The sequence below is a fragment of the Streptomyces sp. NBC_00190 genome (genome assembly GCF_036203305.1).
In the GTDB taxonomy this organism is placed as follows: domain Bacteria; phylum Actinomycetota; class Actinomycetes; order Streptomycetales; family Streptomycetaceae; genus Streptomyces.
In genome coordinates this window covers 1,785,587-1,798,057 of record NZ_CP108131.1, presented here as the reverse complement: position 1 = coordinate 1,798,057, position 12,471 = coordinate 1,785,587, and the positions used below count along the sequence as shown (strand labels likewise).

Annotated in this window: 14 protein-coding genes; all 14 read left to right on the top strand. The window is 70.9% G+C overall.

The window, feature by feature from the left end:
• The first annotated feature begins 14 nt into the window (after nt 1–14).
• The 14 genes from pgsA to OG429_RS08785 all read left to right on the top strand — a co-directional run bounded on the left by pgsA (nt 15) and on the right by OG429_RS08785 (nt 12,438).
• Entirely contained in the window at nt 15–680 is a 666-nt protein-coding gene (gene pgsA / locus OG429_RS08850) for a phosphatidylinositol phosphate synthase (RefSeq protein WP_328924752.1), read from the top strand.
• On the top strand, nt 680–1,582 hold the full coding sequence (locus tag OG429_RS08845; RefSeq protein WP_328924751.1) for a phosphatidylinositol mannoside acyltransferase: 903 nt from the start codon (nt 680–682) through the stop codon (nt 1,580–1,582). Before pgsA ends, OG429_RS08845 begins: the two co-directional genes overlap by 1 nt.
• Complete coding sequence (locus OG429_RS08840; RefSeq protein ID WP_328924750.1) at nt 1,582–2,751, top strand: glycosyltransferase family 4 protein; 1,170 nt, start codon at nt 1,582–1,584, stop codon at nt 2,749–2,751. The genes OG429_RS08845 and OG429_RS08840 overlap by 1 nt, the downstream gene beginning before the upstream one ends.
• Before the next feature lie 22 nt (nt 2,752–2,773).
• A complete protein-coding gene (locus OG429_RS08835) occupies nt 2,774–3,313 on the top strand; it encodes a hypothetical protein (protein WP_328924749.1) in 540 nt (179 codons plus the stop codon).
• 146 nt (nt 3,314–3,459) lie between these two features.
• Nucleotides 3,460–4,377: a pyridoxal 5'-phosphate synthase lyase subunit PdxS gene (gene pdxS / locus OG429_RS08830; RefSeq protein WP_215018835.1), complete on the top strand. Its 918-nt coding sequence runs from the start codon at nt 3,460–3,462 to the stop codon at nt 4,375–4,377.
• Between the two features lie 5 nt (nt 4,378–4,382).
• Nucleotides 4,383–4,973 carry a pyridoxal 5'-phosphate synthase glutaminase subunit PdxT gene (gene pdxT / locus OG429_RS08825; RefSeq protein ID WP_328924748.1) on the top strand — a complete coding sequence of 197 codons (591 nt, stop codon included), beginning with the start codon at nt 4,383–4,385 and terminating at the stop codon, nt 4,971–4,973.
• A 57-nt stretch (nt 4,974–5,030) separates the two neighbouring features.
• Nucleotides 5,031–5,783, top strand: coding sequence for a YebC/PmpR family DNA-binding transcriptional regulator (locus OG429_RS08820; protein ID WP_328924747.1), 753 nt, complete (start codon nt 5,031–5,033; stop codon nt 5,781–5,783).
• Nucleotides 5,784–5,916: 133 nt separating this feature from the next.
• Nucleotides 5,917–6,453 carry a crossover junction endodeoxyribonuclease RuvC gene (gene ruvC / locus OG429_RS08815; RefSeq protein WP_328924746.1) on the top strand — a complete coding sequence of 179 codons (537 nt, stop codon included), beginning with the start codon at nt 5,917–5,919 and terminating at the stop codon, nt 6,451–6,453.
• Complete coding sequence (ruvA, locus tag OG429_RS08810) at nt 6,450–7,073, top strand: Holliday junction branch migration protein RuvA (RefSeq protein ID WP_328924745.1); 624 nt, start codon at nt 6,450–6,452, stop codon at nt 7,071–7,073. The genes ruvC and ruvA overlap by 4 nt, the downstream gene beginning before the upstream one ends.
• Before the next feature lie 89 nt (nt 7,074–7,162).
• A complete protein-coding gene (ruvB, locus tag OG429_RS08805; protein ID WP_328924744.1) occupies nt 7,163–8,233 on the top strand; it encodes a Holliday junction branch migration DNA helicase RuvB in 1,071 nt (356 codons plus the stop codon).
• A 165-nt stretch (nt 8,234–8,398) separates the two neighbouring features.
• Nucleotides 8,399–8,878 carry a preprotein translocase subunit YajC gene (gene yajC, locus OG429_RS08800; RefSeq protein WP_328924743.1) on the top strand — a complete coding sequence of 160 codons (480 nt, stop codon included), beginning with the start codon at nt 8,399–8,401 and terminating at the stop codon, nt 8,876–8,878.
• A 156-nt stretch (nt 8,879–9,034) separates the two neighbouring features.
• Nucleotides 9,035–10,828, top strand: a complete 1,794-nt coding sequence (secD, locus tag OG429_RS08795) for a protein translocase subunit SecD (RefSeq protein WP_328924742.1) — start codon at nt 9,035–9,037, stop codon at nt 10,826–10,828.
• Between the two features lie 3 nt (nt 10,829–10,831).
• Nucleotides 10,832–11,887, top strand: a complete 1,056-nt coding sequence (gene secF / locus OG429_RS08790; protein ID WP_328924741.1) for a protein translocase subunit SecF — start codon at nt 10,832–10,834, stop codon at nt 11,885–11,887.
• A 5-nt stretch (nt 11,888–11,892) separates the two neighbouring features.
• Nucleotides 11,893–12,438, top strand: coding sequence for an adenine phosphoribosyltransferase (locus OG429_RS08785; protein ID WP_405681452.1), 546 nt, complete (start codon nt 11,893–11,895; stop codon nt 12,436–12,438).
• Nucleotides 12,439–12,471 lie beyond the last annotated feature (33 nt).

Below are 12,471 nucleotides of genomic sequence, written 5' to 3'. Positions count from 1 at the left end.
CCTCCGGGAAGGCCATGCTGAACAAGTACGCGCGTGCATTCTTCACGCGTGTTCTCACGCCATTCGCCGCATTTCTGCTCCGGCGGGGGGTGAGCCCGGACGCGGTCACCCTGATCGGCACGGCCGGAGTGGTGGCGGGAGCGCTGGTCTTCTTCCCCCGGGGGGAATTCTTCTGGGGCACGATCACCATCACCCTCTTCGTCTTCTCCGACCTGGTGGACGGGAACATGGCCCGCCAGGCCGGCGTCTCCAGCCGGTGGGGCGCCTTCCTCGACTCCACCCTGGACCGGGTGGCGGACGCGGCGATCTTCGGCGGACTCGCACTCTGGTACGCGGGCTCCGGCAACGACAACGCGCTGTGCGCGGTGGCCATCTTCTGCCTGGCCAGCGGCCAGGTGGTCTCGTACACCAAGGCGCGCGGCGAGTCGATCGGGCTGCCGGTGGCCGTCAACGGGCTCATCGAGCGGGCCGAGCGGCTGGTGATCACACTGGTCGCGGCCGGCCTGTCCGGGCTGCAGACCTTCGGTGTGCCGTCCTGGATCGGGGTGCTGCTCCCGGTCGCGCTGTGGGTCGTGGCGGTGGGTTCCCTCGTCACGCTGATCCAGCGGGTGGTCACCGTACGTCGCGAGTCGGCCGAGGCCGACGCGGCGGCCGCCTCGGCCGAGGGCGGTGCGGCCTGATGGGCGCGGCGCAGGACAAGCTGGTCGACGGGCTGTACGGGCTCGGCTGGGCCGGGGTCAAGAAGCTGCCCGAGCCGGCCGCGGTGGCCCTCGGCCGCCGGATAGCGGACTTCGCGTGGAAGCGGCGCGGCAAGAGCGTGCTGCGGCTGGAGTCCAATCTGGCGCGCGTGGTGCCCGAGGCGGGGCCGGAGCGGCTGCGGGAGCTGTCCAAGGCCGGCATGCGCTCGTACATGCGGTACTGGATGGAGTCCTTCCGGCTGCCCACCATGGACCCGAAGCGGTTCAGCACGGACGTCGAATTCACGGACGAGCACCTCCTGCGCGAGGCCCTCGCCTCCGGGCGCGGGGTCATCGTCGCCCTGCCCCACCTCGCCAACTGGGACCTCGCCGGGGCCTGGGCCATAGGCCACATCGGAGTCCCGTTCACCACGGTCGCCGAGCGGCTCAAGCCCGAGTCGCTCTACGACCGCTTCGTGGCCTACCGCGAGAGCCTGGGCATGGAGGTCCTGCCGCACAGCGGCGGAGCCGCCTTCGGGACCCTCGCCCGCCGGCTCCGCTCGGGCGGCCTGGTCTGCCTGGTGGCGGACCGGGACCTGTCGGCCTCCGGGGTCGAGGTGGACTTCTTCGGCTCCACGACGCGGATGCCGGCCGGGCCGGCGCTGCTGGCCCAGCAGACGGGTGCCGTGCTGCTGCCGGCCACCCTGCACTACGGCGACACGCCGAAGATGTACGGCCGCATCCACCCCGAGGTGGAGGTGCCGAAGACCGGGACGCGCACCGAGAAGACCACCGCCATGACGCAGGCCGTGGCGGACACCTTCGCGTGGGGCATCGCCGAGCACCCGGAGGACTGGCACATGCTGCAGCGTTTGTGGCTGGACGACCTGGAGGAGCGCCCGTAGTGAAGATCGGCATCGTGTGCCCGTACTCGTGGGACGTGCCCGGAGGCGTCCAGTTCCACATCCGGGACCTGGCGGAGCACCTGATCCGCCTCGGCCACGAGGTGTCGGTCCTGGCCCCGGCGGACGACGAGACCCCGCTCCCGCCGTACGTGGTCTCCGCGGGGCGGGCGGTTCCGGTGCCGTACAACGGCTCGGTGGCCCGGCTGAACTTCGGCTTCCTGTCGGCGGCCCGGGTCCGGCGCTGGCTGCACGAAGGCACCTTCGACGTGATCCACATCCACGAGCCGGCCTCGCCCTCGCTGGGGCTGCTGTCCTGCTGGGCGGCGCAGGGGCCGATCGTGGCGACCTTCCACACCTCGAACCCGCGGTCGCGGGCGATGATCGCGGCGTACCCGATCCTCCAGCCGGCTCTGGAGAAGATCAGCGCGCGGATCGCGGTGAGCGAGTACGCGCGGCGCACGCTGGTGGAGCACCTGGGCGGGGACGCGGTGGTGATCCCGAACGGCGTCGACGTGGACTTCTTCGCCAAGGCCGAGCCGAATCCGTCGTGGAGCGGCCAGACCCTCGGGTTCATCGGCCGCATCGACGAGCCGCGCAAGGGCCTGCCGGTGCTGATGGCGGCCTTCCCGCGGATCGTGGAGGCCTGCCCGGACGTAAGGCTGCTCGTCGCGGGCCGCGGCGACGAGGAGGAGGCGGTGGCCACGCTGCCCGCGGAGCTGCGCTCCCGGGTGGAGTTCCTCGGCATGGTCTCGGACGAGGACAAGGCGCGGCTGCTGCGCAGCGTCGACGTGTACGTCGCCCCGAACACGGGCGGGGAGAGCTTCGGCATCATCCTCGTCGAGGCCCTGTCGGCGGGCGCGGCGGTCCTGGCGTCGGACCTGGACGCCTTCGCGCAGGTCCTGGACCAGGGCGGCGCCGGCGACCTCTTCACGAACGAGAACCCGGACGCGCTCGCCGCCGGGGCGATCGCCCTGCTGCGGGACCCGGCCCGCCGGGAGGAGCTCAGCGCGCGCGGCTCGGCGCACGTGCGGCGCTTCGACTGGTCCACGGTCGGCGCGGACATCCTGGCGGTCTACGAGACGGTCACGGACGGCGCGGCGGCGGTCGCCACGGACGAACGCGTCCCGCTCCGTACCCGCCTGGGGTTCTCGCGGGACTTGTCCTCCTGACAGGCCGGTAGAGTCGCGGCCCGTGATCGAAACCCTTGTCTGGATTGCCCTGGCTCTCGGTGTCATCGGGGTCTACCTCAGCTGGACCGCCGGCCGGCTGGACCGGCTGCACTCGCGGATGGACGCCGCGCGGGCCGCGCTCGACGCGCAGCTCGTGCGGCGGGCCTCCGTGGTGCTGGAGGTGGCCACCTCCGGGGTGCTCGACCCCGCGTCCTCCCTGGTCCTCTACGAGGCCGCGCACGGCGCCCGGCAGGCCGAGGAGGAGCACCGCGAGGTCGCCGAGAGCGAGCTCAGCCAGGCGCTGCGGGCCGTCTTCGACGCCGACCAGGTCGAGGTGCTGAAGGCCGCTCCGGGCGGGGCGGAGGCCACCGAGGACCTGGCCGCGGCCGTTCGCCGGGTGCCCATGGCGCGGAGGTTCCACAACGACGCCGTCCGGGCCGCCCGCGCCCTGCGCAGGCACCGCAAGGTCCGCTGGTTCCGGCTGGCCGGGCACGCCCCCTTCCCGCTCGCCTTCGAAATGGACGACGAGCCTCCGGCGGATCTGGCGGAGCGGCCTGTATAGACAGCCGGTAGGGCCGCAGGGGACAAGTGAAGAGGCCACAGGCTCCACATTGGCCCTTGTTGTGGACTGGTCGGTGGGGTTTCCTCGGCCGAGTAGTCCAGTAGGCCCCGTCTTCCGTTCGAGTTCCTTTCGAGTGAGGTCAATCCGTGAGCACGCTTCCCACCTCCCCCCAGTCCGCCGAGTCGGCCATCGGCACCTCGCGCGTCAAGCGCGGCATGGCCGAGCAGCTCAAGGGCGGCGTGATCATGGACGTGGTCAACGCCGAGCAGGCGAAGATCGCTGAGGACGCCGGCGCCGTGGCCGTCATGGCCCTGGAGCGGGTCCCGGCCGACATCCGCAAGGACGGCGGGGTCGCCCGCATGTCCGACCCGAACATGATCGAAGAGATCATCGAGGCCGTCTCGATCCCCGTCATGGCCAAGTCCCGCATCGGGCACTTCGTCGAGGCCCAGGTCCTGCAGTCCCTCGGCGTCGACTACATCGACGAGTCCGAGGTCCTGACCCCGGCCGACGAGGTCAACCACTCCGACAAGTGGGCGTTCACCACCCCCTTCGTCTGTGGCGCCACCAACCTGGGCGAGGCCCTGCGCCGCATCGCCGAGGGTGCGGCCATGATCCGCTCCAAGGGCGAGGCCGGCACCGGCAACGTCGTCGAGGCCGTCCGCCACCTGCGCCAGATCAAGAACGAGATCGCCAAGCTGCGCGGCTTCGACAACAACGAGCTGTACGCCGCCGCCAAGGAGCTGCGCGCCCCGTACGAGCTCGTCAAGGAGGTTGCCGAGCTCGGCAAGCTCCCCGTCGTCCTGTTCTCCGCCGGTGGCGTCGCCACCCCGGCCGACGCCGCCCTGATGCGCCAGCTCGGCGCCGAGGGTGTCTTCGTCGGCTCCGGCATCTTCAAGTCCGGCGACCCGGCCAAGCGCGCCGCCGCCATCGTGAAGGCCACCACCTTCTACGATGACCCGAAGATCATCGCGGACGCCTCCCGCAACCTGGGCGAGGCCATGGTCGGCATCAACTGCGACACCCTCCCCGAGGCCGAGCGCTACGCAAACCGCGGCTGGTAGTCACCATGACCACCCCCATCATCGGAGTCCTGGCCCTCCAGGGCGACGTACGGGAGCACCTGATCGCCCTGGCCGCGGCGGACGCCGTGGCCAGGCCGGTCCGGCGTCCCGAGGAGCTCGCCGAGGTCGACGCCCTGGTGATCCCCGGCGGCGAGTCCACGACCATGTCGAAGCTCGCCGTGCTGTTCGGCATGCTGGAGCCGCTGCGCGAGCGCGTGCGCGCCGGCATGCCCGTCTACGGCACCTGCGCCGGCATGATCATGCTGGCCGACAAGCTGCTCGACGGCCGTGAGGACCAGGAGACCCTGGGCGGCATCGACATGATCGTCCGCCGCAACGCCTTCGGCCGCCAGAACGAATCCTTCGAGGCGAAGATCGATTTCGCCGGCATAGCGGACGGCCCGGTCGAGGGCGTCTTCATCCGCGCGCCGTGGGTCGAGTCCGTCGGCGGCGCCGCCGAGGTGCTCGCCACGTACGACGGCCACACGGTCGCCGTGCGCCAGGGCAACGTCCTCGCCACCTCGTTCCACCCCGAACTGACCGGCGACGACCGAGTCCACGCGTACTTCGTCGACATGGTGCGCGCGGGGCTGTAACCGGGTCCCGGTAGGATCGGAGACGAACACTGTTGGTTACGCGAAGGAGACAGGCGGATGTCCGGCCACTCTAAATGGGCTACGACGAAGCACAAGAAGGCCGTGATCGATGCCAAGCGCGGCAAGCTCTTCGCGAAGCTGATCAAGAACATCGAGGTCGCGGCCCGTATGGGCGGCGCTGACATCGACGGCAACCCGACGCTCTTCGACGCCGTTCAGAAGGCCAAGAAGAGCTCGGTCCCGAACAAGAACATCGACTCCGCGGTCAAGCGCGGCGGTGGCCTTGAGGCCGGCGGTGCCGACTACGAGACGATCATGTACGAGGGCTACGGTCCCAACGGTGTCGCGGTGCTCATCGAGTGCCTCACCGACAACCGCAACCGCGCCGCGTCCGACGTGCGGGTCGCCATGACCCGCAACGGCGGCTCGATGGCCGACCCGGGCTCGGTCTCGTACCTGTTCAACCGCAAGGGCGTCATCATCCTGCCCAAGGGCGAGCTGTCCGAGGACGACGTGCTCGGTGCGGTGCTCGAGGCCGGTGCCGAAGAGGTCAACGACAACGGCGACACGTTCGAGATCATCAGCGAGGCCACCGACCTGGTCGCGGTCCGTACCGCTCTCCAGGACGCCGGTATCGACTACGACTCGGCCGAGGCCAGCTTCGTCCCCTCGATGCAGGTCGAGCTGGACGAAGAGGGCGCGCGCAAGATCTTCAAGCTGATCGACGCGCTGGAGGACAGCGACGACGTGCAGAACGTCTTCGCCAACTTCGACGTCTCGGACGAGGTCATGGAGAAGGTCGACGCCTGACCGGCGGGCGACCGCTCACCTTTCGAACGGCGGGCCGACGGGGACACACCCCGGCGGCCCGCCGTCGCTTTGTGCCGATGTCGGTGGGGCCGGATAGCCTGCACGGACAGATGGTCGAACGGCAGGGGGCAGGGTGCGAGTTCTCGGTGTGGACCCGGGGCTGACGCGGTGCGGCGTCGGCGTCGTCGAGGGTGTCGCCGGTCGTCCCCTGACCATGCTCGGTGTGGGCGTCGTACGGACGCCCGCGGACGCCGAGTTGGGCCGTCGGCTCGTCGCCGTCGAGCAGGGCATCGAGGAATGGCTCGACACCCACCGGCCCGAAGTCGTCGCGGTGGAGCGGGTGTTCAGCCAGCACAACGTCCGCACCGTGATGGGCACCGCCCAGGCGAGCGCCGTCGCCATGCTCTGCGCCGCACGGCGCGGGATACCGGTCGCCCTGCACACGCCGAGTGAGGTCAAGGCCGCCGTCACCGGCAGCGGCCGGGCCGACAAGGCCCAGGTCGGCGCCATGGTGACGCGGCTGCTCCGGCTGGACGCACCGCCGAAGCCGGCCGACGCCGCCGACGCGCTCGCCCTGGCCATCTGCCACATCTGGCGGGCCCCCGCCCAGAACCGCCTCCAGCAGGCGGTCGCCCTGCACGCCTCTGGCTCGAAAGGCCGTACCCGATGATCGCCTTCGTCAGCGGCCCGGTCGCCGCGCTCGCCCCCAACCTGGCCGTGATCGAGGTCGGGGGAGTGGGCATGGCCGTCCAGTGCACGCCGAACACCGTCTCCGGCCTGCGGATCGGCGAGCACGCCCGGCTGGCCACCTCCCTGGTCGTACGGGAGGACTCGCTCACGCTGTACGGCTTCGCCGACGACGACGAGCGGCAGGTATTCGAACTGCTGCAGACGGCGAGCGGGGTCGGACCGCGGGTGGCACAGGCGATGCTCGGGGTGCACAGCCCGGACGCCCTGCGGGCGGCTTTCGCCTCGGGGGACGCGAAGGCGCTGACGGCGGTGCCGGGGATCGGGCCGAAGGGCGCGCAGAAGCTCCTGCTGGAGCTGAAGGGCAAGCTGGGCGCCCCCGCCCCGGTGGTCGGCTCCCAGCGGGCCGCCGCGTCCGAACCCGCCCCCTGGACCGAGCAGCTCAGCGCCGCGCTGATCGGCCTCGGCTATGCCTCGCGAGAGGCGGAGGAAGCCGTCTCGGCGGTGACGCCGCAGGCCGAGGCCGCCATCGCCGCGGGCGGGTCGGCCCCGGTGCCGCAGCTCCTGCGCGCGGCCCTGCAGTCCCTGAACCGCGCCCGCTGACCTGCGGCCCCGCTCCCCAAACGCCGGAGGGCTGGATCCGGCCGCACACCACAGACCCACCGTGCATACCGAGAAGGCAGACTGACACCGTGAACTGGGACGACGAGACCGACGCCGAGACCGAGCGGCTGGTGGCGGCCGCCGCCGACGGCGAGGACACCGCCGTCGAGGCGGCCCTGCGCCCCAAGGACCTCGGCGAGTTCGTCGGCCAGGAGAAGGTCCGCCAGCAGCTGGACCTCGTCCTCAAGGCGGCCCGCCAGCGCGGCGCCACCGCCGACCACGTCCTGCTCTCCGGCGCCCCCGGCCTCGGCAAGACCACCCTGTCGATGATCATCGCGGCCGAGATGGGCGCGCCCATCCGCATCACCTCCGGCCCCGCCATCCAGCACGCCGGCGACCTCGCGGCCATCCTCTCCTCCCTCCAGGAGGGCGAGGTCCTCTTCCTCGACGAGATCCACCGCATGTCGCGGCCGGCCGAGGAGATGCTCTACATGGCCATGGAGGACTTCCGCGTCGACGTGATCGTCGGCAAGGGGCCCGGCGCGACCGCGATCCCGCTCGAACTGCCGCCCTTCACCCTCGTCGGGGCGACGACCCGGGCCGGACTGCTGCCGCCCCCGCTGCGCGACCGCTTCGGCTTCACCGGGCACATGGAGTTCTACGCCCCCGAGGAGCTGGAGCGCGTCATCCACCGCTCCGCCCGCCTCCTCGACGTCGAGATCGACACCGCCGGCGCCGCCGAGATCGCCGGCCGCTCCCGCGGCACCCCGCGCATCGCCAACCGCCTCCTGCGCCGCGTCCGCGACTACGCGCAGGTCCGGGCCGACGGCGTGATCGACCGCGAGGTGGCCGGTACCGCCCTCCAGGTCTACGAGGTGGACGGGCGCGGGCTCGACCGGCTGGACCGGGCCGTCCTGGAAGCGCTGCTCAAGCTCTTCGGCGGCGGGCCCGTCGGCCTGTCCACCCTCGCCGTCGCCGTCGGCGAGGAGCGGGAGACCGTGGAGGAGGTCGCGGAGCCCTTCCTCGTCCGCGAGGGGCTGCTCGCGCGCACCCCCAGGGGACGCGTGGCGACCCCTGCCGCCTGGGCTCACCTGGGACTCGTACCGCCGCAGCAGCACGGGAGTGGATCAAGCGGACAACAGGGCTTGTTCGGGGCCTGACGGCGCGGAGGTTCGACCCCTCAGGAACTGCGGTGCCATGCTGGGCGTTGTTCCATCGGTGCGGACTCGCCTAGACTCCGCCGATGCCGACCCTTCAGGTCGGTATGCCCACCCCCGTAGAAAAGGCCGCCGTCCGCGTGCGGTCGTGCGAAGGATCTCCGTCCCGTGAATCTCGTGACATTCCTCCCGTTCATCGTGCTCATCGGGGCGATGGTCCTGATGACCCGCTCCGCCAAGAAGAAGCAGTCCCAGGCCGCGCAGATGCGCGACCACATGACGCCCGGCACCGGGGTCCGCACCATCGGCGGCATGTACGCCACGGTGAAGGAGATCGGTGACGACACCGTCACTCTTGAGGTGGCTCCCGGCGTCCACGCGATCTACGCGAAGAACGCCATCGGCGCCGTCCTGGAGGACGCGGAGTACAACCGCATCGTCCACGGCACCGGCGACGAGGCGGAGCACGACGCGCCGGTCGTCCCGGACGACGCCTCCTCCCTGACCGAGGCCCCGAAGGCGGACCTCACGAAGGACGAGGACGAGGCCGAGGCTCCCAAGCTCGACCTGGGCAAGAAGGACGAGGAGCCCAAGGGCGACGACGAGCCCAAGGACGGCAAGACCGACGGCGAGGCCGGCGCGAAGTAGCGCGCGGGCCGGGGACCGCGAGGGCGCCTGATCGGCGGCCGTCGCGGTCCCGGTCAGTGACCCACTTCTGCGGGGGGCAGGGGTCCCCACCACACATTTCGTGGCCGTCCGCGCGCTGACCCGGCGCGGGGCGGTTGGACAGGGAGAAACGACAAGGTGGCAGCACCGAAGAAGGGCCGGCGGCCCACGGGGGCTCAGGGGAGGCCGGGGCGCGCCCTGGCGATCATCCTGATCGCGATGGTGGCGCTCACCGCGGGGATGTTCCTCTCGAAGCAGACGACTCCCCGGCTCGGCATCGACCTCGCCGGCGGTACGAGCATCACGCTCAGGGCCAAGAGCGAGCCCGGCAAGCCGGACGCGATCAACGAGACCAACATGAACACGGCGGTCGGCATCATCGAGCGCCGCGTCAACGGTCTCGGCGTCTCGGAGGCCGAGGTCCAGACGCAGGGCCGCGACCACATCATCGTGAACATCCCCACGGGGACGAACGAGAAGCAGGCGCGCGAGCAGGTCGGTACCACCGCCCAGCTGTACTTCCGCCCGGTCCTCGCCTTCGCCGACGGCTCCCCGGCCGCCCCCGAGGGCACCCAGAGCCCGAGCCCCTCCGCGAGCGGCTCCGGCGCTCCCAAGGCCGCGGACGGCAAGTCCTCCCCGTCGGCCACCCCGTCGTCCAGCGCCACTTCCCAGGGCCGTGCGCTCAGCGAGGCCCTCAAGGCCCCGAACGCCCCCTCTCCCTCGCCTTCGGCGAGCGAGTCGAAGAAGGCAGACGACAAGGCCGCCCCGACCCCCTCGGGCTCCGCGCCGGCCACGCCGCCGTCCGCCGACGAGCAGGCCGCCAAGACCCTGCAGGACAGCTTCGCGAAGCTGGACTGCACCAACGAGGAGCAGCGCGCGGCCGCCGGCAAGGGCGCCAAGCCCGAGGACCCGATCGTCGCCTGTGGCCAGCGCGGTACCGCCTGGGGCAAGTGGATCCTCGGCCCGGCCCAGGTCAACGGCCAGGACGTCAAGGACGCCAAGGGGATCATCGACCCCCAGCGCGGTGCCTGGATCGTCACGATGCAGTTCACCGACAAGGGCGCCGACAAGTTCGCCAAGATCACCGGCGAGCTGGCCACCAAGCAGGCGCCGCAGAACCAGTTCGCGATCGTGCTCGACGGCCAGGTCATCTCCGACCCGTCCGTGAGCCAGGCGCTGACCGGCGGCAACGCCGAGATCTCCGGCGGCTTCACCCAGCAGTCCGCTCAGGACCTGGGCAACATGCTCTCGTACGGCGCCCTGCCGCTCTCCTTCAGCGAGGACAGCGTCACCACCGTCACCGCCGCGCTCGGCGGCGAGCAGCTGAAGGCCGGTCTGATCGCCGGCGCCATCGGCCTGCTCCTCGTGGTGGTCTACCTGCTGGTGTACTACCGGGGCCTGGCGTTCGTCGCCATCATCAGCCTCCTGGTCTCCGCGATCCTCACCTACACGATCATGGCGCTGCTCGGCAAGGGCATCGGTTTCGCGCTGAACCTGCCCGCCGTCTGCGGTGCGATCGTGGCGATCGGCATCACGGCGGACTCGTTCATCGTGTACTTCGAACGCATCCGGGACGAGATCCGCGAGGGCCGCACCCTGCGGCCGGCCGTCGAGCGCGCCTGGCCGCGTGCCCGGCGCACCATCCTGGTCTCCGACTTCGTGTCGTTCCTGGCCGCCGCGGTGCTGTTCATCGTCACCGTCGGCAAGGTGAAGGGCTTCGCCTTCACGCTGGGTCTGACCACCCTGCTCGACGTGGTCGTGGTGTTCCTCTTCACCAAGCCCGTCATGACGCTGCTGGCGCGCACGAAGTTCTTCGCCAGCGGTCACCCGTGGTCCGGGCTGGACCCGAAGCGGCTCGGCGTCAAGCCCCCGCTGCGCCGGTCCCGTCGTACCGGTTCCGCCCCCGCCCCCGTCGACGCAAAGGAGGCGTGAGAGATGTCGAAGCTGGGAGACCTCGGCGCCAAGCTGTACAAGGGTGAGGTCGGATACGACTTCGTCGGCAAGCGCTTTCTCTGGTACGGCGTTTCCGTCCTGATCACCATCACGGCGATCGTGGCCCTGGCCGTTCAGGGCCTCAACATGGGCATCGAGTTCAAGGGCGGTGCCGTCTTCACCACCCCGAAGACGGCCGTCTCCGTCGCCAAGGCGACCGAGGAGGCGGAGAAGGCCTCGGGCCACGACGCGATCGTCCAGGAGCTCGGCACCGGCGGGCTGCGCATCCAGATCTCGGGTCTGGACACCGACTCCGCGACCGACGTGAAGAAGCAGCTCGCCACCGACCTCAAGGTCACCGAGGCGGACATCAACGCGGACCTGGTCGGCCCCAGCTGGGGTGAGCAGATCGCGAACAAGGCCTGGACCGGCCTCGGCATCTTCATGGTCCTCGTCGTGATCTACCTCGCCATCGCCTTCGAGTGGCGGATGGCGGTCGCGGCACTGATCGCCCTGATCCACGACCTCACGATCACCGTCGGCGTGTACGCGCTGGTCGGCTTCGAGGTCACCCCGGGTACGGTCATCGGTCTGCTGACGATCCTCGGTTACTCCCTCTACGACACCGTCGTCGTCTTCGACGGTCTGAAGGAGGGCTCGAAGGACATCACGAAGCAGACCCGCTACACGTACAGCGAGATCGCCAACCGCAGCATCAACGGCACGCTGGTCCGTTCGATCAACACCACGGTCGTGGCGCTGCTGCCGGTCGGGGCCCTGCTGTTCATCGGCGGCGGCTTCCTGGGCGCCGGCATGCTGAACGACATCTCGCTGTCGCTGTTCGTCGGCCTCGCGGCCGGTGCGTACTCCTCGATCTTCATCGCGACCCCGCTGGTCGTGGACCTCAAGGAGCGCGAGCCGGCGATGAAGGCCCTGAAGAAGCGGGTGCTCGCCAAGCGGGCGGCCGCGGCGGCCAAGGGCGAGTCCGCGGACGAGGGCTACGAGTCCGACGGCGGGCCGCAGGTCGTGGCGCAGGGCCGCGCGGGGCGGCGCCGGTGACCGGGCTGCTCTCCGAGGACGTACGCGAGCTGCTGCTCAGCCGGATCAAGGACGTACCGGACTACCCGAAGCCGGGCGTGATGTTCAAGGACATCACCCCGCTGCTGGCGGACCCGGAGGCGTTCGCCGCGCTGACGGGCGTGCTGGTGGAGCTGGCCGGGCGGTACGGCGCGACGAAGATCGTCGGGCTGGAGGCGCGCGGGTTCATCCTGGCGGCCCCCGTGGCCGTGGCGGCCGGGATCGGCTTCGTGCCGGTGCGCAAGGCCGGCAAGCTGCCGGGCGCGACGCTGGCGCAGTCCTACGAGCTGGAGTACGGGACCGCGGAGATCGAGGTCCACGCGGAGGATCTGGCGGCCGGTGACCGGGTCATGGTCATCGACGACGTGCTGGCCACCGGCGGCACCGCCGAAGCCTCGCTCTCGCTGATCCGGCGGGCCGGGGCCGAGGTCGCCGGGGTGGCGGTCCTGATGGAACTGTCGTTCCTGCCCGGGCGGGCCAAGCTGGCCGATGCGCTCGCGGCGGCCCCGCTGGACGCGCTGATCGTGGTCTGACCACCTGCATGCCGCAAGCGGCGGGTATCCGGG

Coding starts and splice junctions, on each gene's coding strand:
- secF (WP_328924741.1), top strand. CDS start 10,832: ATGTCGAAGCTGGGAGACCTCGGCGCCAAGCTGTACAAGGGTGAGGTC.
- OG429_RS08820 (WP_328924747.1), top strand. CDS start 5,031: ATGTCCGGCCACTCTAAATGGGCTACGACGAAGCACAAGAAGGCCGTG.
- ruvA (WP_328924745.1), top strand. CDS start 6,450: ATGATCGCCTTCGTCAGCGGCCCGGTCGCCGCGCTCGCCCCCAACCTG.
- OG429_RS08845 (WP_328924751.1), top strand. CDS start 680: ATGGGCGCGGCGCAGGACAAGCTGGTCGACGGGCTGTACGGGCTCGGC.
- pdxT (WP_328924748.1), top strand. CDS start 4,383: ATGACCACCCCCATCATCGGAGTCCTGGCCCTCCAGGGCGACGTACGG.
- pgsA (WP_328924752.1), top strand. CDS start 15: ATGCTGAACAAGTACGCGCGTGCATTCTTCACGCGTGTTCTCACGCCA.